This is a genomic window from Mesorhizobium calcicola, from assembly GCF_042682105.1.
Lineage (GTDB): Bacteria > Pseudomonadota > Alphaproteobacteria > Rhizobiales > Rhizobiaceae > Mesorhizobium > Mesorhizobium calcicola.
Genome location: NZ_JBHUGY010000013.1, coordinates 49176 through 74404, shown reverse-complemented (window position 1 = coordinate 74404; position 25229 = coordinate 49176). Strand labels below are relative to the sequence as shown.

24 protein-coding genes are annotated in these 25229 nt (G+C 63.4%); 1 reads left to right on the top strand and 23 read right to left on the bottom strand.

Features of this window, described 5'->3' with window-relative positions; all coding sequences use genetic code 11:
• From ACFSQT_RS06350 to rimP, 10 genes are all read right to left on the bottom strand, one after another.
• Complete coding sequence (locus ACFSQT_RS06350) at window positions 1–1014, bottom strand: class I SAM-dependent methyltransferase (protein WP_379017568.1); 1014 nt, start codon at window positions 1012–1014, stop codon at window positions 1–3.
• 113 nt (window positions 1015–1127) lie between these two features.
• The gene (gene pnp / locus ACFSQT_RS06345; protein WP_379017566.1) at window positions 1128–3275 is read right to left on the bottom strand and encodes a polyribonucleotide nucleotidyltransferase; all 2148 of its coding nucleotides are present in this window, start codon (window positions 3273–3275) and stop codon (window positions 1128–1130) included.
• Window positions 3276–3552: 277 nt separating this feature from the next.
• Window positions 3553–3915 (bottom strand): 30S ribosomal protein S15, encoded by a 363-nt coding sequence (gene rpsO, locus ACFSQT_RS06340; protein ID WP_379017668.1) that lies wholly within the window; start codon window positions 3913–3915, stop codon window positions 3553–3555.
• Between the two features lie 89 nt (window positions 3916–4004).
• Entirely contained in the window at window positions 4005–5099 is a 1095-nt protein-coding gene (corA, locus tag ACFSQT_RS06335; protein ID WP_379017564.1) for a magnesium/cobalt transporter CorA, read from the bottom strand.
• A 44-nt stretch (window positions 5100–5143) separates the two neighbouring features.
• A complete protein-coding gene (truB, locus tag ACFSQT_RS06330; RefSeq protein WP_379017562.1) occupies window positions 5144–6139 on the bottom strand; it encodes a tRNA pseudouridine(55) synthase TruB in 996 nt (331 codons plus the stop codon).
• Window positions 6139–6579 (bottom strand): 30S ribosome-binding factor RbfA, encoded by a 441-nt coding sequence (rbfA, locus tag ACFSQT_RS06325; RefSeq protein ID WP_379017560.1) that lies wholly within the window; start codon window positions 6577–6579, stop codon window positions 6139–6141. The genes truB and rbfA overlap by 1 nt, the downstream gene beginning before the upstream one ends.
• A 139-nt stretch (window positions 6580–6718) precedes the next feature.
• Window positions 6719–9286, bottom strand: coding sequence for a translation initiation factor IF-2 (infB, locus tag ACFSQT_RS06320; RefSeq protein ID WP_379017558.1), 2568 nt, complete (start codon window positions 9284–9286; stop codon window positions 6719–6721).
• Window positions 9283–9933, bottom strand: a complete 651-nt coding sequence (locus tag ACFSQT_RS06315; protein WP_379017556.1) for an RNA-binding protein — start codon at window positions 9931–9933, stop codon at window positions 9283–9285. The genes infB and ACFSQT_RS06315 overlap by 4 nt, the downstream gene beginning before the upstream one ends.
• Before the next feature lie 38 nt (window positions 9934–9971).
• Complete coding sequence (nusA, locus tag ACFSQT_RS06310) at window positions 9972–11567, bottom strand: transcription termination factor NusA (RefSeq protein WP_379017554.1); 1596 nt, start codon at window positions 11565–11567, stop codon at window positions 9972–9974.
• Between the two features lie 49 nt (window positions 11568–11616).
• Window positions 11617–12264, bottom strand: a complete 648-nt coding sequence (gene rimP / locus ACFSQT_RS06305; protein WP_379017552.1) for a ribosome maturation factor RimP — start codon at window positions 12262–12264, stop codon at window positions 11617–11619.
• A 289-nt stretch (window positions 12265–12553) separates the two neighbouring features.
• Here rimP and ACFSQT_RS06300 point away from each other — a divergent pair, with 289 nt between their 5' ends.
• Entirely contained in the window at window positions 12554–12718 is a 165-nt protein-coding gene (locus ACFSQT_RS06300; RefSeq protein WP_111544688.1) for a hypothetical protein, read from the top strand.
• A 54-nt stretch (window positions 12719–12772) separates the two neighbouring features.
• Here the strand turns inward: ACFSQT_RS06300 and trmB are convergent, their stop codons facing one another.
• From trmB to ACFSQT_RS06235, 13 genes are all read right to left on the bottom strand, one after another.
• Window positions 12773–13474 carry a tRNA (guanine(46)-N(7))-methyltransferase TrmB gene (gene trmB / locus ACFSQT_RS06295; RefSeq protein ID WP_379017550.1) on the bottom strand — a complete coding sequence of 234 codons (702 nt, stop codon included), beginning with the start codon at window positions 13472–13474 and terminating at the stop codon, window positions 12773–12775.
• 24 nt (window positions 13475–13498) lie between these two features.
• Window positions 13499–14764, bottom strand: a complete 1266-nt coding sequence (gene metK / locus ACFSQT_RS06290; RefSeq protein ID WP_379017548.1) for a methionine adenosyltransferase — start codon at window positions 14762–14764, stop codon at window positions 13499–13501.
• A gap of 172 nt (window positions 14765–14936) precedes the next feature.
• Window positions 14937–15356 carry a helix-turn-helix domain-containing protein gene (locus ACFSQT_RS06285; protein ID WP_379017547.1) on the bottom strand — a complete coding sequence of 140 codons (420 nt, stop codon included), beginning with the start codon at window positions 15354–15356 and terminating at the stop codon, window positions 14937–14939.
• 140 nt (window positions 15357–15496) lie between these two features.
• Window positions 15497–17089, bottom strand: coding sequence for an apolipoprotein N-acyltransferase (lnt, locus tag ACFSQT_RS06280; RefSeq protein ID WP_379017545.1), 1593 nt, complete (start codon window positions 17087–17089; stop codon window positions 15497–15499).
• A gap of 103 nt (window positions 17090–17192) precedes the next feature.
• A complete protein-coding gene (locus ACFSQT_RS06275; RefSeq protein WP_379017544.1) occupies window positions 17193–17663 on the bottom strand; it encodes a VOC family protein in 471 nt (156 codons plus the stop codon).
• A gap of 16 nt (window positions 17664–17679) precedes the next feature.
• Entirely contained in the window at window positions 17680–18774 is a 1095-nt protein-coding gene (locus ACFSQT_RS06270) for a hemolysin family protein (RefSeq protein WP_379017543.1), read from the bottom strand.
• Between the two features lie 27 nt (window positions 18775–18801).
• Window positions 18802–19308 carry an rRNA maturation RNase YbeY gene (ybeY, locus tag ACFSQT_RS06265; protein ID WP_379017541.1) on the bottom strand — a complete coding sequence of 169 codons (507 nt, stop codon included), beginning with the start codon at window positions 19306–19308 and terminating at the stop codon, window positions 18802–18804.
• Window positions 19309–19326: 18 nt separating this feature from the next.
• Window positions 19327–20319 (bottom strand): PhoH family protein, encoded by a 993-nt coding sequence (locus tag ACFSQT_RS06260; protein ID WP_379017667.1) that lies wholly within the window; start codon window positions 20317–20319, stop codon window positions 19327–19329.
• A gap of 83 nt (window positions 20320–20402) precedes the next feature.
• On the bottom strand, window positions 20403–21812 hold the full coding sequence (gene miaB / locus ACFSQT_RS06255) for a tRNA (N6-isopentenyl adenosine(37)-C2)-methylthiotransferase MiaB (protein ID WP_379017540.1): 1410 nt from the start codon (window positions 21810–21812) through the stop codon (window positions 20403–20405).
• A 141-nt stretch (window positions 21813–21953) separates the two neighbouring features.
• Complete coding sequence (gene olsA, locus ACFSQT_RS06250) at window positions 21954–22754, bottom strand: lyso-ornithine lipid O-acyltransferase (RefSeq protein ID WP_379017538.1); 801 nt, start codon at window positions 22752–22754, stop codon at window positions 21954–21956.
• An 84-nt stretch (window positions 22755–22838) separates the two neighbouring features.
• Window positions 22839–23333 (bottom strand): ribosomal protein S18-alanine N-acetyltransferase, encoded by a 495-nt coding sequence (gene rimI / locus ACFSQT_RS06245; protein ID WP_379017536.1) that lies wholly within the window; start codon window positions 23331–23333, stop codon window positions 22839–22841.
• Complete coding sequence (tsaB, locus tag ACFSQT_RS06240) at window positions 23333–24010, bottom strand: tRNA (adenosine(37)-N6)-threonylcarbamoyltransferase complex dimerization subunit type 1 TsaB (protein WP_379017535.1); 678 nt, start codon at window positions 24008–24010, stop codon at window positions 23333–23335. Before tsaB ends, rimI begins: the two co-directional genes overlap by 1 nt.
• 112 nt (window positions 24011–24122) lie before the next feature.
• Window positions 24123–25229, bottom strand: coding sequence for a DUF1513 domain-containing protein (locus ACFSQT_RS06235; RefSeq protein ID WP_379017534.1), 1107 nt, complete (start codon window positions 25227–25229; stop codon window positions 24123–24125).

The following is a 25229-nucleotide window of genomic DNA, read 5'->3' as shown; positions in this document are numbered from 1 at the left end:
CTAGCGGCGCGCGACAAGCACCTTGAACATGCCGTCGCGGGCGAGTTCGGCATGGCTCGAGAAGGCCGCCGACAGCACCGGCTCGTAGGGAAGCTGACGATTGGCGACCATGAGCAGCCGCCCGCCGGGCTTAAGGGCCTTGGCTGCCGCGCGGATCATGCCGGCGCCGATCTCCGGCTCGGCCGCGCGGCTGCGATGAAAGGGCGGGTTCATGGCGATCGCGTCGTAGCGCTTCTCGACCGGTTCCTTCAGCAGGTCGATCCAGAAGAAGCGCGGCTCGGCCGTGACAGTGCCGATATTGCCCCTCGCCGCTTCCAGTGCGTCGAATTCGGCCTCGTAGAGATCGAGCGCCGACAGGCCCGGTGAACGGGCGGCGATCTCGGCGGCCACATAGCCCCAGCCGGCGCAGAAATCGGCAACGCTGCCCCGCAGATCATTGGGCAGGTTCTCGACCAGCAATTTCGAACCGGTGTCGATCCGGTCGAAGGAGAACATGCCGGGCGCGGTGCGGAACCGGCCTTCAACCAGCAGAGCGGGATTGGCGGCGCGCAGGTTTTGCGCAGCGGCCAGATCGGCAGGCCGGCGAACCCAGAAGGCGATGCCGTGATATTTCGGCAGATGCGCCTCAAGCGGCACAAGTTCGTCAACGCGCCTGCGCAGGCTGGCGATACCATCGTCCTTGCCGCCGGCAACGACGACCAATCCGCCCGGTGCCACCCGCTCGAGCGCCTCGGCGAGGCGCAATTCGTTCAGGCCGCGGTGCCGACCGGCAAGCACGAGTGCCATGTCAAAGCCGTCGCCCTCCGCTTGTGCGGTGACGGTGAAGCCAGACGCCTGCAGTACTCGAAAATGCGGCCGGAAGCCTTGTACGAGGTGAAGCGCGGCCTCGAAGCCTTCTGGCAACCTGAAGCCCGGTTCGGCGCCGAGAAACAGGGCTCGATCGCCCTTTCCAGGCAAAGGAACGGCCTCGGCCTCAAAGGGATGAAAAAGCGTCTTCAGCGGCTCGGCGGACATTGTTCGATCTCGAAACGAGGCCTGTGGTCACAGACTAGAAATGAAAACCGGGCTGAAAATGAAAACGGGCGCGACATACGCCGCGCCCGCTTCGATTTACAATCCCAGGCCGATCAGGCGGCGTTTTCTTCGCCTTCGGTCTTCTTGTCGCGGGCGAGTTCCTTGCCGGTGGTCTGGTCGACGACCTTCATCGACAGGCGGACCTTGCCGCGCTCGTCGAAGCCCATCAGCTTGACCCAGACCTTGTCGCCTTCCTTGACGACGTCCGAGGTCTTGGCGACCCGGTCGTTGGCAAGCTGCGAGATGTGGACGAGGCCGTCACGCGGGCCGAAGAAGTTGACGAAAGCGCCGAAGTCGGCGGTCTTGACGACCGTGCCTTCGTAGATCTCGCCGACTTCCGGCTCGGCGACGATGGTGTGGATCCACTTCTTCGCCGCCTCGATCTCCTTGGCGTTGGACGAAGCGATCTTGACCGTGCCGTCGTCCTCGATGTTGATCTTGGCGCCGGTCTTTTCGACGATCTCGCGGATGACCTTGCCGCCCGAGCCGATGACGTCACGGATCTTGTCGGTCGGGATGTGCATGACCTCGATGCGCGGTGCGAACTCACCGAGCTCCGAACGCGCGCCGGAGAGCGCATTCGACATCTCGCCGAGGATATGCAGGCGGCCGTCCTTGGCCTGGCCGAGCGCGATCTGCATGATCTCCTCGGTGATGCCATCGATCTTGATGTCCATCTGCAGCGAGGTGATGCCGTTGGCAGTGCCTGCGACCTTGAAGTCCATGTCGCCGAGGTGATCCTCGTCGCCAAGGATGTCGGAGAGCACGGCGAAGCGCTCGCCTTCCTTGATCAGGCCCATGGCGATACCGGCGACGGGCTTGGCCAGCGGCACGCCAGCATCCATCAGCGCCAGCGAGGTGCCGCAGACGGTCGCCATCGACGACGAACCGTTGGACTCGGTGATCTCCGAGACGACGCGCAGCGTGTAGGGGAACTGGTCAGCGCTCGGCAGCATCGGGCGGATAGCGCGCCAGGCGAGCTTGCCATGGCCGATTTCGCGGCGGCCCGGCGAACCCATGCGGCCGGTCTCACCGACGGAGTAGGGAGGGAAGTTGTAGTGAAGGAGGAACTTCTCCTTGTACATGCCGGTCAGCGAATCGACATACTGCTCGTCCTCGCCGGTGCCGAGCGTGGCAACGACCAGCGCCTGGGTCTCGCCGCGGGTGAACAGCGCCGAACCATGGGTGCGCGGCAGGACGCCGACTTCCGAGACGATCTTGCGGACCGTCTTGAGGTCGCGACCATCGATGCGCGAGCCGGTGTCGAGGATGTTCCAGCGCACGACCTTGGCCTGGAGTTCCTTGAACACGGCGCCGATCTGCTCGGACGTGTACTTGGCGTCTTCGCCTTCAGCCGGAGCAAACGCGGCCTTGACCTTCGCCTTGACGGCGTCGACGGCGGCGTAGCGCTTCTGCTTGTCGGTGTTCTTGTAGGCATCGCGAAGCTCGCCTTCGACGATCTTTAGCATCTCGGCTTCGAGCGCGGAATTGTCCGGCGCGGTGAAGTCGCGCGGCTCCTTGGCGGCAACTTCGGCCAGCTTGATGATGGCGTCGATGACCGGCTGGAAGCCCTTGTGACCGAACATGACGGCGCCGAGCATCAGCTCTTCGTCGAGTTCCTTGGCTTCCGATTCGACCATCAGCACGGCGTCGGTGGTGCCGGCAACGACCAGGTCGAGCTTGGATTCCTGCATCTCATCGACATGCGGGTTGAGAACGTATTCGCCGTTGATGTAGCCGACGCGGGCGCCGCCGATCGGGCCCATGAAGGGCACGCCCGACAGGGTCAAAGCGGCCGAGGTAGCGACGATCGACAGGATGTCCGGATCGTTCTCGAGATCGTGCTGGACGACGGTGACGACGATCTGCGTGTCGTTCTTGTAGCCTTCGGCGAAAAGCGGGCGGATCGGGCGGTCGATGAGGCGGGAAACCAGCGTTTCCTTCTCGCTCGGACGGCCTTCACGCTTGAAATAGCCACCCGGGATCTTGCCGGCGGCGTAGGTCTTTTCCTGGTAGTTGACGGTCAGCGGGAAGAAATCGAGGCCGGGCTTCGGCTCCTTCATCGAAACGACGGTAGCGAGAACCTTGGTCTCGCCGTAGGTCGCGAGCACGGCGCCGTCAGCCTGGCGCGCGATCTTGCCGGTTTCGAGGATGAGCGGACGACCGCCCCATTCGATTTCCACTTTGTGGTGATTGAACATATCTTGTCCTTAATAAGCGGAAAGGGCCGCGCCGTTTCACGGTGCGCGGATGCCCTTTTCCTGGCTTCCTTTCTCGGGCAGCCACGGGCAAGACAACGGGAAGCTCGGGTGATTTCAGCGCGGCGAGCGCGCGAGCGTCCTGCAATCCTGCCCCATGACCGTCCATGGGTGGTTTCGAGTGGCCCTCTGCACGCTCGAAACCGGGTCTGGCCAGTCGATACGACTGGCAGAATGCGCGACCGGCGGGCCTTCCGAAGAAAGCCCGCCGGTCAATTCGTCAACGGCGCAGACCGAGCTTCTCGATCAGCGTCTGGTAGCGCGCGTCGTCCTTGCGCTTGAGATAATCAAGCAGGCTGCGGCGCTGGGAGACGAGAGCGAGCAGACCACGGCGGGAATGGTTATCCTTCTTGTGGTCCTTGAAATGGTCGGTCAGGTTCTTGATGCGCTCGGAAAGGATGGCCACCTGGACTTCCGGAGACCCGGTATCGCCCTTGGCGGTTGCGAATTCACCCATCAATTCCTGTTTGCGCTCGGCAGTAATCGACATCGTGTTTTTCCTTATCTGTTTGAGGAAACGGGTCGCCCTCAGCCGGGATGTCGTCCAGCAGGGGCCGGTGCAAGCAAAGCGTCTCAGCGCTATGCTGCGGCGCGTATAGTGCAATTCCCCGGAAAACACCAGCCCAATTCACAAGCCGGCTTTTCAGGTCGAAATGGCAGGTTTTATCCCTGTTAAAGCCATTTCTTCCATTTGAAGAAGCCAATCAGCCCAAATGCGACAAGCGCCATGAACAGCAACGCTTCCGGATAGCCGTAATAGGCTTTCAGCTCCGGCATGTTCCAGGGCGAAGACTCCGGATCGAAATTCATGCCCCACACACCGACCAGGAAGGTAAGGGGCATGAAGATGACCGAGACGATGGTGAGGTAGCTGATGACGTCGTTGGTGCGGGCCTGGCTCAGCGACAGATGCATTTCGATCAGGCCGGTCAGCATGTCGCGCTGGGTCTCGACCAGTTCGATCAGCCTGAGCGAATGGTCGAGCGTGTCGTTGAGGAAGATCTTGGTTTCGGCCTTCACGTAGGGCACGTCGTTGCGGATCAGCGTTGCCAGCGCATCGCGCATCGGCCACAGCACGCCCTTCAGCACATTGGCGTCGCGCCGCAATTCATGCAGCTGCCGCATCTGCTGCTTGTGCGTCGAATGCAACATCTCGTCCTCGATGCCGTCGACCATGTCGCCGGCGGCCTCGATCGGCGGGAAATAACTGTCGACGATGGCGTCGATCAGCGCGTAGGCGAGGTAGTCGGCGCCGCGCGCGCGCAGCCGGTTGGGCGCCGAGCTCTCGATACGCTTGCGCACCGGATTGAACGGATCGCCTTCACGCTCCTGGAAGGTGACGACGAAGTTCCTGCCGAAGAAGACGGCGATCTGCTCATAGCGGTGCGACGTGACGTCGTCGATCATCCTGACGACGACGAAGGCATGGTCCTCGAAGAAATCGACCTTCGGCCGCTGGCCGGTGTTGACGACGTCCTCCAGCGCCAGCGGATGCAGGCTGAAAATGCGGCCGATCTCCTCGATCAGCGGAATGTTGGCGAGGCCGGTGCAATCGAGCCAGATGACCGGCCATTTGTCGCAATGGGTGTTGAGGTCGTCGATGCTGGCATTCTCGATGGTCTTGAATTTCTGCGGCGAAATCAGCGTCAGCCTGAGTTCGGACCGGCGAGCCGACGGGTCGGCAATCAGCGTACCGGGCGACGCGCCGACCGGTGGCCGCCGCGTTTTCACCGGCTCCCGCTTCTTCACCGCCTCAGCCTTAGCCATTTGACCCCCCGATTCAACGTCCGAGCGACATTAGATGAGGGGCATCACCCGGCAAAGACCCGCTTGGGCTTGAACATGCCTTGCTCGATGGCGCCGATGGCGACCAGCTTGCCGCGCGCCGTGGCGCAGGCTTCCTCGGCTTCCACCGGTGCGTCGCGGCCGCGGATGATGACCGGATTGCCGAGGCGGATCTTCGTCGCCGCATCGTCGCTGATGGCGATCTGCGGCAGGCAGTCGAGGGCCGCCGCCGTGTCCACCAGAAGCGCATCGATGGCGCCGAAGTCGATTGGCACGTCCACCGCGTCAGCGGCTTCTGTCGTATCAGCGACGTCCGTCGAGTCCGAGTTGTCTTCATCTTGCGCGCCGAAACGGGCGGCTTCCAATTCGGCGATGGTGACGAAATCGTCCGGCGTGAACGGCTCGACCTCGACCCGGCGCAGTTCGGAAATATGGCCGAAACAGCCGAGGTCGCGGCCCATGTCGCGGGCCAGCGAGCGCACATAGGTGCCCTTGCCGCATTCGACCTCAAAAACCGTATGGTCGGCGTCGTGCTCGATAATATCGAGCCGGCCGATCTCGACCTCGCGCGCGGGTATGTCGACCGTCGCGCCGTCGCGTGCCAGGTCATAAGCGCGCTCGCCTGATATCTTGATGGCGGAGAATTGCGGCGGCGTCTGCATGATGACGCCGGTGTATTTCGGCAGCAGCGCCAGCACCTCGGCTTCCGACGGACGCAGATCGGCGCTCTTCGTCACCGGACCTTCGAGGTCATCAGTGGAACGCTCCTGCCCCCAGGCAACGGTGAAGCGATAGATCTTGGCGCCGTCCTGCACGTAAGGCACGGTCTTGGTGGCTTCGCCGAGCGCGATCGGCAGCATGCCGGAGGCGAGCGGGTCGAGCGTCCCGGCATGGCCAGCTTTTTCTGCCTGGAACAGCCATTTGATCTTGGAGACAGCTTCGGTCGAACCCATGCCGACGGGCTTGTCCAGGACCAGCCAGCCCGAGATCGGCCGGCCCTTCTTCTTGCCGCGACGCGCCACTATTCGGTGTCCTTGTTATCGTCTTTGTCCTGGTCGACTTTGTTTTGGTCCTCTGGGCCCAGATCGCGCGCCACTTCAGGCGATTTCAACAGATCGTTGATCCTGGCGAAATTGTCGAAGGAGGTGTCGAGCTTGAAGCGGAACTCCGGCATGAACTTCATTTGCCGGAGCGCGCCGGAAACGCGGCCGCGGACGAATTTCGCATGCTTGTTCAGCGCCTCGACCACCGCATCGGTATCCTTGGCACCGAGTGGCGAGACGAAAGCGGTGGCGACCTTCAGGTCGGGCGACATGCGCACTTCGGAGACCGAAACCACGGTATTCTCGATCAGCGGGTCGATGATCTCACCGCGCTGCAGGGTTTCGGACAGCGCATGGCGGACCTGTTCGGCGACGCGCAGCATGCGCTGGGATGGGCTGGATGTGGTTGGACGGGGCATTTTTCTCAATCCTGAAAGCGTGAGGCGCGGGATGGGACCGTGCCGCATGTCTCATATGGGTCGTTCTCAACAGACCTGTCCAACAGACTTGGGGCGGCGGTCTTTCGACCACCGCCCGATATGGACAAGTCACTCGAACTCAGAGCGTCCGGGTCACCATCTCGACGCGGAAGCACTCGATGATGTCACCGACACGCATGTCCTCGTAGTTCTGGAAGGCCATGCCGCATTCCTGGCCGCCTGGAACTTCCGAAACTTCGTCCTTGAAGCGCTTCAGGGTCTTCAGCGTGCCTTCGTGGATGACGACGTTGTCGCGGATCAGGCGCACGCCCGCACCACGCTCGACCTTGCCTTCGGTGACACGGCAGCCGGCGATCTTGCCGACCTTGGTGATGTCGAAGATTTCGAGGATCTGCGCATTACCGATGAAGGTTTCGCGACGCTCCGGCGACAGCAGGCCCGACAGAGCCGCCTTCACGTCATCCACGAGATTGTAGATGATCGAGTAGTAGCGGATCTCGATGCCCGCGGCAGCGGCAGCGGCGCGTGCCTGGACGTTGGCGCGGACATTGAAGCCGATGATCGCCGCACCCGAAGTCTCCGCCAGCGACACGTCGCTTTCGGTGATGGCGCCGGCGCCGGCATGGACGATGCGCGCACGCACTTCGTCTGTGCCGAGTTTGTCCAGCGCCGCGTTGATCGCCTCGATCGAGCCCTGCACGTCGCCCTTGATGACCAGCGGGAATTCCTTCAGCCCGCTCGTCTGCAACTGCGACATCATCTGCTCGAGCGAACCGCGCTGGCCGGCATGCTTGGCAACCGCCTTCTCGCGCGCCAGACGCTGGCGGTATTCGGTGATCTCGCGGGCACGGGCCTCGTTGTTGACCACGGCGAAGCGGTCGCCGGCCTGCGGAGTACCCTGCAGGCCAAGCACTTCGACCGGCATCGCAGGCGGAGCTTCCTTGATCTGTCCGCCACGGTCGTTGACCAGCGCGCGCACCCGGCCCCATTCGTTGCCGGCAACAAGGATGTCGCCCGGCATCAGCGTGCCGGTCTGCACCAGCACGGTGGCGACGGGGCCACGGCCCTTGTCGAGCTGGGCTTCGATGACGACACCCTCGGCGGTACGGTCCGGATTGGCCTTCAGGTCGAGGATTTCGGCCTGCAGCAGGATCGCCTCGAGCAGCTTGTCGAGATTGGTTCCCTTGGTCGCCGACACTTCGACGTCCAGCACTTCACCGCCCATGGATTCGACGAAGACCTCGTGGCGCAGCAATTCGGAGCGCACCTTCTGGGGATCGGCATCATGCTTGTCGATCTTGTTGATCGCCACGATGATCGGAACGCCGGCCGCCTTGGCATGGCTGATCGATTCGATCGTCTGCGGCATAACGCTGTCGTCGGCCGCCACCACCAGGATGGCGATGTCGGTTGCCTGGGCACCGCGAGCACGCATTGCCGTGAAGGCGGCGTGGCCGGGCGTGTCGATGAAGGTGATCTTGTGACCGTTCTTCTCGACCTGGTAGGCGCCGATATGCTGGGTGATGCCACCGGCTTCGCCGGAGACGACATTGGCATTGCGGATGGCGTCGAGCAGCGAGGTCTTGCCGTGATCGACATGGCCCATGATCGTCACGACGGGCGGACGCGTCACCAGGTCCTCGGCATTGTCGGCGATGTTGAACAGGCCTTCCTCGATGTCGGACTCGGCGACGCGGCGGACCGTGTGGCCGAATTCGGTGGCAACCAGCTCCGCCGTATCGGCGTCGATGACGTCGCCCGGCTTCAGGATCTGGCCCTGTTTCATGAAGAACTTGACCAGGTCGACCGCACGCTCGGACATGCGTTGCGCAAGCTCCTGGATGGTGATGGTCTCTGGCAAGATCACTTCGCGCATGACTTTCTCGCGCGGCTCATTGTGCATCGCGCGCTTGAATTTTTCCTGGCGGCGGCGCATCGACGACAGCGAACGGGCCCGCGCGTCCTCATCGGACAATGCGGAATTCAGCGTCAGCTTGCCACGACGGCGATCTTCCTCGGCCTTGGTCGGCTTGGCCGGACGCGCCACTTCAGGCGTGACCGGACGGCGCACCGGCGCGCCGGCGCCAATCCGCTTCCGCTTGACTTCTTCCTCGTCGTCGACCGTTGCCAGTTCGGCGGCCAGCGGCGCGCGGCGGCGTGCCTCTTCCTCGGCGCGACGGCGGGACTCGGCTTCGGTCTGCAACCGCGCCTCTTCCTCGGCCTGGCGGCGCGCGGATTCCTCGCGTTCGCGGCGACGGCGCTCTTCATCCTCGGCGCGGCGCTTGGCCTCCTCGGCGGCGCGCTGACGGTCCTCGACCTCGCGCACCTTGGAGCCTTCAAGCGCCCTGCGGCGCGCTTCCATTTCACTGCGCGACAGTTCGTTCAGCACCATGCCGCTGCGTTCGACCGGAGGCGGCGGCGGTGGCGGTGCCTTTGGCGCTTCCTGCACGACGGGGGCTGCCACAACCGCCGGCTTCGGCGTGAAGACGGGGGCGGCAACCGGCTCCGGCTTGTCGCCGGGCATCGAGAACTTGCGCTTCTTGGTTTCGACGACGACCTGCTTGGTGCGGCCGTGCGAGAAGTTCTGGCGCACGGTGCCCTGTTCCATACCGGGGCGCTTCAGCGTCAAGGTCTTCTTCGGCGTCACACTCAGCGTATTGTCGTCACCCGATTTCGTATCGCTCATTCCATATCCTCTGCGGCATCATCTTCGTCAGCAACAGCCGCAAGCATTGCCAGATCGTCCGGGGAACCGCCCCGATACCGGTCGAGCGCAACCATGCGCTTCTGGACCGCCCTGCCCGCGTCTCCCGCGAGAACGGCAGCATGTATCACATTTGTACCCCCCAATGCCAAGCTCAACTCGGCCTCGGAGAAAAGTTTGTAGGCAAGGATAGCAGGCCCGCCGAGATGGACTGTCGCCCGTCGCGCCTGGCTGATCTTGCGCACGCCGTCGTTGGACGCCTCGGTCGCATGGAGCACGAAAAGCGCCAATCCGCCGCGCACCGCGCTCTCGACCTTGGTGGCTCCAAGAGAAATCGCGCCTGCCTTGCGAGCAAGCCCAAGCATGCCCAGAGCGGATCTGGAGAGCAGCCCGTCGACCATGCCGCCAAGATCGGGCGGCACGACCACCTGTGCCTTGAAGGCGCGGGCAAAAAGGTTCTTCGCCGCAGCCTTCTCGATATGTAGGCGGTCGGCGCTCACCCAGCAACCACGGCCGGGCAGATTTCTCTTGATGTCGGGAACGACGGCCGAATCCGGGCCGACGACGAACCGGATCAATTCATCCGGTTCGGCCTGCCTGCGGGTGACGATGCAGGTGCGATCGTTCATCTCGTCCAAGGGCGGGTTCGGTGCGATGCGGTTTCACCTCACGCACCAACGGCTTCGTCAGCCGGTTCTTCTTCGGCTGCAAGCTCGTCTTCGGTGATCCAGCCAGCCTTGAGGCGAGCGGCCAGAACCATCTGCTCGGCATCGGCGCGTGTCACGCCATGATTGGCCAGCACGCCCGGATAGACCTTGGTCTCGCCGTCCTTGCGTTCCTTCCAGCCGGTCAGGTCGTCGGCGGCATAGCCAGCGAAATCCTCGATCGTCTTCACGCCGTCCTCGCCGAGCGTCACCATCATGGCGGTGGTGATGCCGGGGATTTCGCGCAGTTCGTCCGAGACGCCGAGCGCCTTGCGCTTGTCGTCATGCTCGGCCTCGATCTTCTCCAGGTATTCGCGGGCACGGGTCTGGATTTCCGAAGCGGTGTCCTCGTCGAAACCGTCGATCGAGGCGATCTCGCCGGAATCGACATAGGCGACTTCCTCGACGCTGGTGAAGCCTTCGGAGGCCAGCACCTGGCCGACCATCTCGTCGACGTCGAGGGCTTCCATGAACAGCGACGAACGCTCGACGAATTCCTTCTGGCGACGTTCGGATTCTTCGGCCTCGGTCAGGATGTCGATATCCCAGCCGGTGAGCTGCGAAGCCAGCCGCACATTCTGGCCGCGGCGGCCGATGGCCAGCGACAGCTGGTCGTCGGGAACCACGACTTCGATGCGTTCGGCATCCTCGTCGAGCACGACCTTGGCGACTTCCGCCGGCTGCAGCGCGTTGACGATGAAGGACGCGGCCGAAGGCGACCACGGAATGATGTCGATCTTCTCGCCCTGCAATTCGCCGACGACGGCCTGGACGCGGCTGCCGCGCATACCGACGCAGGCGCCGACCGGATCGATCGAAGAATCACGCGAGATGACGGCGATCTTGGCGCGCGAGCCGGGGTCGCGGGCGACCGACTTGATCTCGATGATGCCGTCGTAGATTTCCGGCACTTCCATGGTGAAGAGCTTGGCCATGAACTGCGGATGGGTGCGCGACAGGAAGATCTGCGGGCCGCGCTGCTCGCGGCGCACGTCGTAAACGTAAGCGCGGACGCGGTCGCCATATTTGTAGTTCTCGCGCGGGATCAGTTCGTCGCGACGGATGATCGCCTCGCCGCGGCCGAGATCGACGATGACGTTGCCGTATTCGACACGCTTGACGGTGCCGTTGACGATCTCGCCGATGCGGTCCTTGTATTCGTCATACTGGCGGTCGCGCTCGGCCTCACGCACCTTCTGCACGATAACCTGCTTGGCCGACTGGGCGGCGATGCGGCCGAAATCCATCGGCGGCAGCTGTTCGGCGATGAAGTCGCCGAGCTGGGCGTCGGGATTGCGCTCGCGCGCCGAGGAAATGGCGATCTGGGTGGCGTAGTCATCGACCTTCTCGACCACTTCCATCAGCCGCTGCAGCTTCATCTCGCCGGTGTTCGGGTTGATGTCGGCGCGGATGTTGGTCTCCTGACCGTAACGCGAGCGCGCCGCCTTCTGGATCGCATCGGCCATGGCGGCGATGACGATCGACTTGTCGATCGACTTTTCACGCGCGACCGCATCGGCGATCTGCAGCAGTTCAAGCCTGTTGGCGCTTACAACCATCGTTTTTCTCCCGAGCCTGTTTGCCGGACCTTTGCGCCCGGCAGCTCAATCATAGTTCCTGTTCGGTTTCGTCTTCCGCGCCCGCTTCGGCACCCTCGGGCGCCTCGTCTTCGGGTTCGCCGCGGCGTTTCTTGGCTTCCTTGCGCGCCCTGTTGTCTTTCGACAGGGCATCACGAATAAGATCGTCGGTCAGGATCAGGCGCGTTTCGGAAATCGCGTCATAGGGGACCCGCACCGTGGGCTCCTCGCCATAGGCGGCCTTTTCGCGCTCGATCAGCACATCGCTGTCACCGGCCTCAACGATCTTACCCTTGAACCGCTTGCGGTCGGCGACGATGATCGATGTCTCCATCTTGACCAGATGACCGGTCCAGGTCGCGAAATCCGATTTGCGGACCAGCGGCCGGTCGATGCCGGGCGAAGAGACTTCGAGGTGATAGGCCTTTTCGATCGGGTCATCGACGTCGAGGGCCGGCGACACGGCGCGGCTGACCTCTTCGCAATCCTCGACGGTCATGGTGCCGTCCTCGCGCTCGGCCATGATCTGCAGCGTCAGCCCGTTCTGGCCCGACAGATGCACCCGCACAAGGCGGAAGCCTATGCCGCGCAGAACCGGCTGGACGATCAGCGCGATGCGCGCATCGATGCCGCTTTCGCGGATGATGCGGTCGTCGCCCTCGCTTGCCGTTGCAGTCATTCGATCCCTGTCGTTCTACCCGAAGCTATCGGCAGGTAATAAAAAAGAGCGGGACCGGGTGGACCCACTCTTCGTCATACCGACCAAGAATTTGAGCCTGATATAAACGATCATGGCCGTTGTTTCAAGCCCGACGTACCCGCGCGGACAAAAGCCGTGGCAACGCCAGCATTGCGCCAGACGCATGACCTCCATGCGGCGGTGCCCCTGTGCGCCTAAACGTTGCATCACCATCTATGTTGCATCGCACAAAGATGACTACACGTCATAGCAGCGAAAGGACATGACCATGACCAACCGCAAGATTCTATCCGCCATCGGCGATCTCTTCACGACATTCGGCAGCGCAGTCGCCGCCTCACGTGCCGTGGAAGCCGGCCGCAAGCCGCGCGCGGACGACCTGCGCAAGCTCGGCATGGATCCGGCCGTCTTCAACAGGATCGGCCGTTTCTGAAAATTTGGCAGGCTGATGACGCCCGCCTTTGCCGCCGGCGAACGCCGGGCGCGCTTACGTCCTGATGAAGGTAAGATAGGCCGGCCGCCGCCCTTCACGAATGGCCTTCGCCTCGTAACGCGTGCCGGGCCAGCCATCGTAGGACCGATGCCAATCGGCCGCCTCCGAAGCCTGCCACGCGAATGCGCGATGCGCCCGGCAATGCAGCAAGGTCCAGTTCACATAGGTGTCGATATCGGACGCAAAGCGGAATTTTGAACCCGGCTTCAGGACGCGCGCGAAACGGTCGAGATTGATCGGGCTGACGAAACGGCGCTTCCAGTGCTTCTTCTTCGGCCAGGGATCCGGATAGAGAAGATCGATGCCGTCGAGCGAGCCTTGCTGCAGCCAGTCGAGCAGCCGGGTGGCGTCGTCGTCATGGACCCGGAGATTGGCGAGCGGCTTCTCCTTCACCGCCATCATCATCTTGGCCATGCCGTTGACGAAAGGCTCGACGCCGATGAAGCCGACCGTCGGCGCCTGCGTGGCACGATGCAGGAGATGCTCGCCGCCGCCAAAGCCGATTTCGAGGCGAACCGCCGAAACATCCGCTTCAAACAAAGTGCGCAAATCCACGGGCGGTTCAGCCGTCAGATCGAGCCGATATATCCCGAAACCGCTTTCCAGTGCGGCCGCCTGCTGCGGACGCATAGTCTTGCCGCGCCGGCGACCGAAGAATGCTTCGGTCGCGCGGCTTGGTCTGTCTTTCGGGTCCATGAGCCGGACTTTGCAGCGCCGCAATCAGGCGGCGACCGCATCCTTGAGCGCCTTGGCGATATCGGTCTTTTCCCAGGAGAAAGACCCGTCGCGGCCAGCCTTGCGGCCGAAATGACCGTAGGACGACGTCTTGGCGTAGATCGGCTTGTTGAGATCGAGATGGCGGCGGATGCCGGACGGCGACAGGTCCATCACGCTGCGCAGCGCCTCCTCAAGCCTGGCCTCGTCAACCTTGCCGGTGCCGTGCAGGTCGACATAGACCGACAGAGGCTGGGCAACGCCGATGGCGTAGGAAAGCTGGATGGTGCAGCGGTCGGCGAGTTTCGCCGCCACGACGTTCTTGGCCAGATAGCGCGCCGCATAGGCCGCCGAGCGATCGACCTTGGTGGTGTCCTTGCCCGAAAAAGCGCCGCCGCCATGGGGTGCGGCACCGCCATAGGTGTCGACAATGATCTTGCGGCCGGTCAGCCCGGCGTCGCCATCCGGCCCGCCGATGACGAACTTGCCGGTCGGGTTGATGTACCACATGCAGTTGTCGGCGATCTTGAGGTCGCCCAGTGCTTCGCGGATATAGGGTTCGACGACCTTGCGGACCTTCTTCGAATCCCAGCTCGCATCGAGATGCTGCGTGGACAGCACGATCTGCGTCGCCTCGGCGGCCTTGCCGTCGATGTAGCGGACCGTGACCTGGCTCTTGGCATCCGGACCGAGCTTGCCGGCTTCACCGCTGCCTTCGTGGCGGGCGGCGGCCAGCAGTTCGAGGATCTTGTGGCTGTAGTAGATCGGCGCCGGCATCAGATCCGGCGTCTCGCGGCAGGCATAGCCAAACATGATGCCCTGGTCGCCGGCACCTTCCTCGCCCTGACGGTCGGAGGCATTGTCGACACCCTGGCCGATATCCGGCGACTGGCCGTGCAGCAGGACCTCGATCTTTGCGGTCTTCCAGTGGAAGCCGGCCTGCTCGTAGCCGATCTCACGGATCGCCTTGCGGGCAACCGACTTGAACTTCGCCGGATTGACGACCGGATGGCCGGCGGCATCCGTGAGGATGTTGCCTTCCTTGTCCTTCTTCAGCAGCGTCTCGGGGACGCGCACCTCGCCGGCGATGACGACGCGGTTGGTGGTGGCCAGCGTCTCGCAGGCGACGCGGACTTTCCACGGGTCCATGCCGGTCTTCTTGGCTTCGCGATAGACCAGATCGACGATCTCGTCGGAGATCCGGTCGCAGACTTTGTCTGGATGGCCCTCGGCAACGGATTCCGAGGTAAAGAAGTAATTCTGCCGCGTCACGGGTGTCCCCTCTTGAAAAAACGATCGGCAGGCTGCCGATTTTGGCGCGCCACGTGTTAGCGGGGTGGAGCGCCGCTCGTCAAGCGGCGTGCTGCCGTTCTGGCATGAATGTCGATGCAGTTGTCTTGTGCCACCGGCGGCAGGCCGCCGCCGGTCCAAACCGGATTGCGGATCAGTCGAGATCGTCGTTCGAGAGGGATTTGACCAGATCTATGATCCTGCGGCGCACCTTGGCGTCGGCAATCTTGACAAAGGCCCGGTTGAGCTGAAGCCCTTCGGGGCTGCCGCAGAATTCGACGGCGAAAGCCATCGATGTATCCTCGGCAAAGCCACGGCCGGGCGCGGCCTCCTGGCCGGGCGCATCCTCGAAAAAGAAGGCGACAGGCACGCCGAGTATCGACGCGATCGCCTGCAGGCGGCTGGCGCCGACGCGGTTGGTGCCCTTTTCATATTTCTGAATCTGTTGAAATGTGATGCCGAGGTTCTCGCCCAGTTTCTCCTGGCTCATTCCCAGCATATTGCGACGGAGCCGGATGCGACTTCCAACATGGATATCGATCGGATTCGGTTTCTTCTTGTTGTCTTCTGTCATTTTTTCCTCGCCGAATTTTTTCGGCTTTGTCTATTTTTTCTTGCCCGAACGACGCCGGCGGCAACTGCCCCAACAGAACGATCCACCGACTTCGAGAAATTTTCAGGCGCTTACAGTATGAGTTTCTAATGTGTGGGCTGTCAATTCACCCGTAGCCTTTGCCTTACGTTCAATAATCCGGCGGCGATGGCAAACAGCAACATGATCAGCATTCCGTTAATGCGCCGCTGGCCGGGAGATATGACCGTTTGTCCGGAAATCGGCACGCGGACATCGATGGCGCCGCGCGCGTCGATCGCCAGCGCATCGACGATGCGCCCGCGCGGATCAACGACGGCCGAGATGCCGTTGTTGGCAGCACGCAGCAATGGCAATCCATTCTCCACCGCACGGATCTGGGCCTGCCTGAAATGCTGATACGGACCCGGCGTGTCGCCGAACCACGCGTCATTGGTAACGTTCACAATAAGCTGCGCTGACGTTGCGTCAACCGCAACCAGATCGGGAAAGATCACCTCATAGCAGATAAATGGCAGCGCGCGGATGCCGTCAGGCAGCGCGATGGCGTGCCGCTCGTTGCCGGCCGCAAAATTCATCGGCCCGGCAACCAGTTGCCCGATGCCGAAACGCTCGAGCAGATCGGCAAAAGGCAGATATTCGCCGAACGGCACCAGATGAACCTTGTCGACAGCGTCAGCGATTTCACCTTTGTCGTCGATCGCCACCACGGAGTTGTAGTAGCGGCTGTCGGCATTCGCGGCCAAGCCGCCTTCCTCGCGAACGACGCCGGCAATCAGCATCTGGCCGGGTCCGAGCATGTCGCCCAGCGCCGTCAACGCATCCGGACGCTCGGTGAACAGGAACGGCACCGAGGTTTCGGGCCACAGGATCAATTGCGGCTTTTCATGACCGGGGTCCGGCGCCTCGGCCGACAAGCCCATCAAGGTGGCGAAGATGCGGTCCCGCACCGAAGCGTCCCACTTTTCCGACAGATCCACGGCCGGCTGGACGATGCGGACATCGAGGCTGTGCGTCGCCGGCTTTTCGGGAGCGGCAAGCCTGACATAGCCGAAGCCGATATGGGCGGCGACGAGGACGACAAACAGCGCCGCGCCGAGGCGAAGATGCCGGCGCGCCGCCACCAGTGCCGGCAATGCGAAGACGAACACCGCGAGCGCGTTCATGCCGATCATGCCGGTCACCGAGACGCTCTGCATCAACAAGGGCACGGGCATGGCCGCATAGCCGATCGCATTCCAGGGAAAACCGGTGAACAGGAAGCCCCGCAGCCACTCCGCCAGTCCAAAACCGAAGGCAAGCGCGGCGATGCGGCCGATATCGCTGCTCCACAGCAGGCGGGCGACCATTGCCGCGAAGCCGTAGAAAAAGGCGAGTGCGAAGGGAATGCCGACCACCGCGAATGGAAGCGCCCAGGCGAAGCTGTCGGCCTCGACCAGCAATGCAGAGCCGATCCACCAGAGGCCGGCAAGGAAATAGCCGAAGCCGAACCACCAGCCGACGGCGAAGGCCGGCCGCAGGCGACGGAACAGGCTGCCGGAGGCTTCGCCGGTGGCGCCGTCGAGCAGCCAGACCAGCAGGGGAAATGAGATGAAACAGGCAGCGAAGAAATCGTAAGGCGCCTGGCCAAGCACCGCAAACGCCCCGGCGAGAAACGCCACCAGCGCGCGCCGCCAACCCCAAAGCAGAATTATCCGGCCGGTAAGGCGCTCCATGCATACTTCCGAGTCGCGAGAATCAGGAAGCAAGATTTAACAGGCCGCGGTCCGCGCTCCAAACACCGGATGGCTGGCTGCAATGCAAGCTCCGGCCACCGCTCTACCTGTGCCAGCCTTCTATGCGCAGTCCGCCCAGCCGTTCGGCTTCTTCACGGGAAACGGAGCGGATGGTCTGCGTGAAGGTCCAGACATGGCCCTCGGGATCGCGTGCCCGATACTGGCGTTCGCCGTAGAACTGATCCGCAGGCTCCTGGATGATTTCGGCACCTTTTGCCCTGGCATGCTCGCAATGGGCGTCCAGGCCGTCCTTCAGCCGCACATAGACAGACTGCGTGTTCCTGCCCGAGACGGAAACCGGGCTGGCGACGTGATCCGTCCATTCGGAATCGACGATGATGTAGCTGTCGCCGAACCGCATCTCGGCGTGGACGAGCTTTCCCTCGGCATCGCTGACCGCCATGCTGCGCTCGAAGCCGAAAGCCGCTTCAAGCCAGTCCAGCGCGGCACGAGGATCCTTGTAGAATACACCGGAGCCCAGACTTGAGTGCTTGAACGGGTCGTCGACCGTCATCGGGCGAGCGAAACGCTCACGCCTGTTCGGCGCGGACCGTAGCGCGCCGGCGGCGCTCGCCCTTCTGGCTCTGCACGATGCGCACGCGCTTGACGCGGCGCGGATCGGCATCGAGGACATGGAATTCGAAGCCGGGAATGGCTTGAACCACCTCGCCGCGCGCCGGTACGCGGCCAAGCGTGTTGAAGATCATGCCGCCGATGGTGTCGACATATTCGCCATGTTCGCCGGCGGCGAAATCCCCGCCGATCATCTTGGCGACGTCGTCGATCTCGGCCTTGCCGTCGACAATGAAGACGCCGTCGCCACTCTGGGTGATCATCGGCTCGTCGTCGTCATGCTCGTCCTCGATGTCGCCGACCACCATCTCGACGATGTCTTCGAGCGAGGCAAGTCCGTCGGTGCCGCCATACTCATCGATGACCAGCGCCATCTGCGTGCGCGTCGTCTGCATGCGGCCCATCAGGTCGGAGGCAAGCATCGACGGCGGCACGAATAGCACCGGACGGATCAGGCTGAGGTCGCCAATGGTGCGCGCGAGGTCGACCTGGGCAAGATCGAGGACGGTGGCAGCAGGGGTTTTCCTTGTCGTGCGGCCCTTTTTGACGCGCGCGATCTTGGTGATGTGGGCCAGCACGTCGCGAATATGCACCATGCCGCGCGGATCATCGAGCGTCTCGGAATAGACCGGCATGCGCGAATGCCCGGACTGCTCGAAGGTGCCCAGGAGGTCGCCGAGCGTCGTCGTGATCTCGACCGCCTGGATGTCGGCGCGCGGCACCATGACGTCCTCGACGCGCACCTCGCGCAAGCGCAGGATGTTGTTGAGCATGGCGCGTTCGCCGGGCGAGAAGGCGCCTGCATCGCTCGCCGTTTCGGCAAGCGCGCCGGCGATTTCCTCGCGCAGGCTGGTTCCGTTGCGTTGCCGGAACAAGCCCAGCACGCGGTCGAACAGGGAGGGACCGGCAGGCGATGTTTCGCTGGCAACGCTGCCGGCGCTGGCAGCACCAGAGGTAACGGAACTCGGACTTGATCCCTCTTCCGACGTGTCGGAAGCCTTGGTCGCACTGCCGGCGTCGGGGCGGGCGGCAGTCTCTGGTTTGTCGTTCATCGTCTTCCGGTCAATTGGTCTTTTTAGTTACGCGTAGGGATCGGGAATGGCAAGCCTTGCTAGCGCTGCGCGTTCGATGGCCTCCATCACCTCGGCCTCGGCGTCGGTCTCGTGGTCATAGCCCAAAAGGTGCAGCAGGCCATGGATGACGAGATGGGTAATATGGTTCTCGACAGGCTTGTCTTCCAGTGCCGCTTCACGCGCGACCGTCTCGGCGGCGAGCACGATGTCGCCCAGCATCGGCGGCAATGGATCGCCCTTCACAAGCGGAAAAGCCGGGAAAGACAAGACGTTGGTCGGTTTGTCCTTGCCGCGCCAGCCGGCGTTTAGGGTCCGGATATGGGCGTCGTCGGAAAAAACGAGGCTGAGTTCGGAACGGCCCGCCACGCCGGTCTCGGCAAAAGCGGCCGCGACTGCGCGATCGACCAGCCGCGTCAGGCTTGCCTCATCGGGCCAATTGCCCGCTTCAACTGATATATCAATCTCGACGGAGATCGGAAGGTCCCCGCCGCCGGATTTTTTGTCCTCAGGCATGAAGCCGCATCGTCAAAATCAATTCTCGGCGCCGAGGCCGCGCGCCAGCTTGGCGTCCCGGTCATAGGCCCTGACGATTTCCGCCACCAGCGGGTGGCGGACGACGTCGCCGTCATTGAAGCGCACGATGACCGCGCCGGCCACACCGTCCAGCACACGCAAGGCTTCGACCAGGCCGGATTTGGTGTTCGAGGGAAGATCGATCTGGGTCGGATCGCCGGTGACGATCATGCGCGAGTTCTCGCCGAGACGGGTCAGGAACATCTTCATCTGCATCGGCGTGGTGTTCTGCGCTTCGTCGAGGATGACGGCGGCATGCGCCAGTGTGCGGCCGCGCATGAAGGCGAGCGGCGCGATCTCGATCACCTCGGCGGCAATGGCGCGCTCGACCTTGTCGGCGGGCATCATGTCGTAGAGCGCGTCATAGAGCGGGCGCAGATACGGATCGACCTTCTCCTTCATGTCGCCCGGCAGGAAGCCCAGCCGTTCGCCAGCCTCGACCGCCGGTCGCGACAGGATGATGCGCTCGACCATGCCGCGCTCGAGCAGCATCGCCGCATGTGCCACCGCCAGATAGGTCTTGCCGGTGCCTGCCGGGCCGATGCCGAATACCAGTTCCGACCGCTCCAGCGCCCGCATATAGGCGTCCTGGTTGAGCGAGCGGGCATAGATCGTCTTCTTGCGCGTGGCGATCTGGGCGGCGGAGACCTTGCCCTTGCGTTCCAGCGTCGGCAAGGTCAGCTGGTCGTCGGCGGCGATCGCCATGCGCACGGCGCCGTCGACGTCGGACTGGCCGATATCGACGCCCTTCTGGAGAATGCCGTAAAGATTGTCCAATGCTCGCCGCGCCTGCTCGGCGGCTGATGCCGACCCCTTGATGGTCAGCTGGTTGCCGCGCGAGCGGATGTCGACGCCGAGCTTCTGCTCGAGCCTGGCCAGGTTTTCATCGAACTGGCCATAGAGGGCGCTGGCAAGCTTGTTGTTGTCGAAAGTCAGAACGATGTGCGCCATGTCAGAAGCCCCAGATGCCGGTGCCGGGGGCAGGTTCTTCAGCTCTGCTGCGCTCAACCGTCTCTCCTCATCTGCCGAGACCCTCAGGCCAATTCGGCGAACAGGCTGTTGTAGCCCGTCTTCGTGATTCGCACCTGGATAATGTCACCGATTTCGCCGGCCTTTTCATCAACAATAACCGGCTGCAGCCAGGGCGAGCGTCCGACCTTCTGGCCGGCCTGACGGCCGGGCTTCTCGATCAGCGTGTCGATGGTGCTGCCGACGAGGCTCGTGCCGAAATCCTGCTGCTGCTTCAGAAGCAATGCCTGCAGCCGCTGCAAGCGCTCGTCCTTGACCGTTTCCGGCACATGGCCGGCCATCTCGGCGCCCGGCGTGCCGGGACGCGGCGAATATTTGAACGAGAAGGCCGAGGCATAGCCGACCTGCCGGACCAGTTGCATCGTCGCTTCGAAATCCGCCTCGGTCTCGCCGGGGAAGCCGACGATGAAGTCGCCGGAAAGCGCGATATCCGGCCGGGCGGCGCGAATGCGGTCGAGCAGCGCCAGATAGTCCTTCGCTGAATGCCTGCGGTTCATCGCCTTGAGGATGCGGTCGGACCCTGATTGCACCGGCAGATGCAGATAGGGCATCAACGCCGGCAGGTCACGGTGGGCGGCGATGAGTTCATCGTCCATGTCGCGCGGGTGGCTGGTGGTGTAGCGCAGCCGCGCCAGTCCGGGGATTTCGGCCAGCCTGAACAGCAGCCGGCCAAGGCCCCATTCCTCGCCATTTTCGCCCTGGCCGTGCCAGGCATTGACGTTCTGGCCGAGCAGCGTCACCTCGCGCACGCCGGCTTCCGCCAGACGCTGTGCCTCTGCGACGATCTGCGCCACCGGCCGCGACACTTCCGAGCCTCTGGTATAGGGCACGACGCAGAAGGTGCAGAACTTGTCGCAACCTTCCTGCACGGTGAGGAACGCGGTGACGCCGCGCTTGATGACCTCGGCGCGCTTCGGCTGCGGCAGGTGTTCGAACTTGTCCTCGATGGCGTAGTCGGTCTCGACGATCTTCTCGCCGCCGCGCACCCGCGCCAATACGTCGGGCAGCCGGTGATAGGTCTGCGGGCCGATGACCAGATCGACGGCCGGCGAACGGCGAAGGATCTCGGCCCCTTCGGCCTGCGCCACGCAGCCGGCGACGCCGACCAGCATCTCACGCCCGGCGCCGGCGCGCTCCGCCTTCATCTCGCGGATGCGGCCGAGCTCGGAATAAACCTTTTCGGCCGCCTTCTCCCTGATATGGCAGGTGTTGAGCAGCACCAGATCAGCCTCGCCGATGGCATCGGTCGCCGTATAGCCGTCGGCGGCCAGCGCATCGGCCATGCGCTGTGAATCATAGACGTTCATCTGGCAGCCATAGGTCTTGATGAAGACCTTCCTGGTCACTGCCGCCGGCGCGGCAATTGCTTCGGCCGCGGCGTCGATGCCGTCATGCTCTATCGTGTTCAAGTCCATCAGGCGGCTTCTAACGCCTTTCGATGACAAAAAACAGACGATTCTCCGTTGCCGCTGTCATGCGCGCCGGTGGATGCTCCATCTCTTTGTGTTTTGACGCAATTCCAAGGGAAAGCGCTATGCGCTTTTCCTGGAATAGCCCTACCGGCTCGGGCGCGGATCAGCGAGTGCCGCCTGCATCATCGCACGCACCTGGCTTTCCATCAGCTTCGACGTTTCCTTGCGGCTCGAGCCCTTGGAAAAGGCGATCGGTTCGCCGAAATGCACCTCGACGTCGAGGGCGCCTTCCGCCAGCAACACCTTGAGATGCGGCATCAGGTCCTCATCGCCGATCCAGGCGGCGAGCGGCCGGTGCCGGCGGCCGAGCGGCACGCCGTGCAGGCGCGTATAAGCGATTGCCACCGGCTGGATGAAGACCTGCTCGGCCGCGCCTTCCGAAATCGCCATCGAGGCGGCGCCGAACAACGTGCTCTTGAAAGGCAGGACGATGTTGCCGTCGCCGGTCGAGCCTTCGGCGAACAGCACCATGGCGTCGCCCTTGGCCATGCGGCTGGCGATCTCGCTTGCCTGGTCGCCCGAGGAACGCTTGCGCTCGCGCTCGATGAAGACGGTGCGCTGCAGCTTCGACAGCATGCCGATCAGTGGCCAGCCTTCCATATCTGCCCTGGCGATGAACTTCACATCGACCATGGAGCCCAGCACCATGATGTCGGTCCACGAAATGTGGTTGGAAGCGACCAGCAAGGGACGCGTGGTCGACAGCGCACCCTTGACGTGGATGCGCATGCCCAGCGCCCGGATGATCAGCCTGTGCCATATCTTGAGGATGTAGGTTTCCGGCCACCAGCCGGTCTTCATCGACAGAATCTGCAACGGCACGAGGATCAGTGAGCCGGCAATGACGAGGCCCAGCGCCAGGAAAATCCTGATTTTTCCGATCATACAGTCCTGGCCCTGCCGCTACAGCGCCGCGCGTCCCTTCTGGACGCGCAAAGGACGCTGTAACACTTGGATTTGGCGCTCTGGCTAGCGAAGATCGCGGCGCATGACAAGCGCGCCGGTCGGGCCATGTTCAGACGACTTGTAGTAGTTGGGGCGTTTGCCGACCTCGCGGAAGCCCAGCCGCCGGTAAAGGGCGATCGCCGCGACATTGGTCTCGTCGACCTCGAGGAACAGCGCCTCGGCGCGCTGCGCGTGCAATTCGCGCAGCACCGCGTCCATCAACTGCCAGCCCAATCCCTGCCGGCGGTGGGAGCGCGCCACCGCGACGGTCAGGATCTCGCCCTCGCCGGCGGCCAGCCTGGCCAGCACGAAGCCGACCGGCGGCTTGGCGCCCTGCCCGGTTTCGCGCGCGGCATAGCCGAACACGGTGTCCTGTTCGAGCAAGGCGGCGAATTCGCCATCGGTCCACGGGCGGACAAAATCCTCGCGATGCAGCAGCGAGACCGCCGGGCTGTCGGCGATCTTCAGCGGCTCGAGCGCGTAGTCCCGGCGGCGTGGTTGGAGAAAAGGTATGCGCATCAGTTTTGTTGCCTTGATAGTATGAAACCAGCCTGCGGCTTGGCGTCCGCGCCGCGCAGATAAAGCGGTTTCGGCTTCTGGCCCTCGCCTTTACCGGCAGCCAGCCGGGCGTAGGTGACAATGTCGGCGGTCGCCGTCTGAGGGCCGATATCGAAGGCGCGGCCGGCCGATGCGGCGATTTGCATTGCCGCGGTCCCGGCAAGCACGGAAGAGCTTTTCGTCGCCATGGCGGTGGCATCCGCCAGCGTAGTCACCGCCGGACCGTAAGTCAAAACCGACATTTCATCGAAAAGGGCGGCATGGATTTCCTCGCGCCCTGCATCGAGCGCCGCCAGCACGGCGCGGCCGGGAAATGTCTCTGCTGCCTCGGTGGCAAGCGCCTCCAGCGTCGTTACCCCGATCGCCGGAACCTTCAGCGCCAGCGCCAGGCCACGCGCGGTCGACACGCCGACGCGCAGACCGGTGAAGGAACCGGGGCCGACGGAGACGGCGATGGCGCCGAGACCGGCATAGCCGGTCGCGGCCGCCTTCAGCGCTTCGGCGATGACCGCCATCAGGTGCTCGGCATGGCCCTTGCCGAGAGCGAGCACAGAGCGGCCAAGCTCCTGCTTCGCCGCCGCGTCATAGACACAAGCGGCGCAGAGATTGGCGGCACAGTCGATGGCAAGCAATTTCATGAAACGACCGGTTCGAAAAAACAATTCCCTGTGCCCGCCACGGCCCGCCACCGCAAGGGGATAGTGTATATTTTGTTAAGCGGGTTCGTTTCGGCCCGGCGGAAAAAAATATCTACGCTGCCTGTTCGATGCGCAGCATGTGGTTGTCCCAGACATAGTCCGGTTCGGAGCGGGTCGCACCGCTGCCCTCGATGATTTCGCCAGCGCCTGTGGTCGCCATGAAACCGGTTCCGTCAGGCGCCACGCCGCAGACCTCGGCCAGCGTGCTGTTCGAGACGATCCGGCCGCTCGGCGCGTCGATCACAACAAGCGAATTGCCTTCCGGTGACGAGACAGCGACGGTGCGGGCAAGCGGATTGGCGGCGACCGAACCGATGTAGTTGCGGAAACCGGAGAGCACGTCCTGTGGCATATCGAGCAGCTGCAAATCCTTGCCACGCGCCGCGCGGCCGACCAGCAGCGGACGATCGGTGCCCGGCCCCCGGTACTGGCAGCCGAACCAGACCGTGCCGGATCGATCGCTGTCCATGTGGCGGATCGACAGCTGGTGCAGTGCCGCCGGCAGTTCGTGCTTCTCGACCAGGTCGCCGGTGACGCGGTCGATCAGCACATAGGACGGCTTCATGGTGGCGATGTTGAGCTCGGCGCGGCCATAGTCCGGATGGGTCTCGATGCCGCCATTGGCAACCGCAATCGTCCTGCCGTCGCCCAGGAGCAGAAGCTCGTGCGGGCCTATGCCATAGGTCGGGAATTCGCCGATGCGGCTGAATTTCGCCCGCGCATCGTAGATACCGACCACGCCGGCGGCATTGTCGAAGTCGTTTTCGGTGGCGTAGAGCAGCGCCCCGTCGGGGGAGAACACGCCGTGGCCGAAGAAATGCCGACCGGTGATGCTGGCGATGGTCAGCGGCTCCTCGCGGCCCGAGTGATCGAAGACGACGGCGAAAGTGCCGGGCTGGCGGGCGAAGACCACAGAACGCTTCGACATCGGATCGAAAGTGACGTCATGGCCGCGGTCGGGCAGGTCGATCGCATGCAGGAGCTTGCCTGCCTCGGACAGGACGGCCGCGCCATAGCTGCCGTCGCGCTTGACGAAGGCGGTGGCGAAGACGGCGTCGGCCGCAAGCGTCTTCGCCCAGGCCGAAGGCGCCATCGCTGCCGCAAAACCAACACCTGCAGCCCTCAGAAAGTCACGGCGGTCGATCAGCGGCGTAGCCAT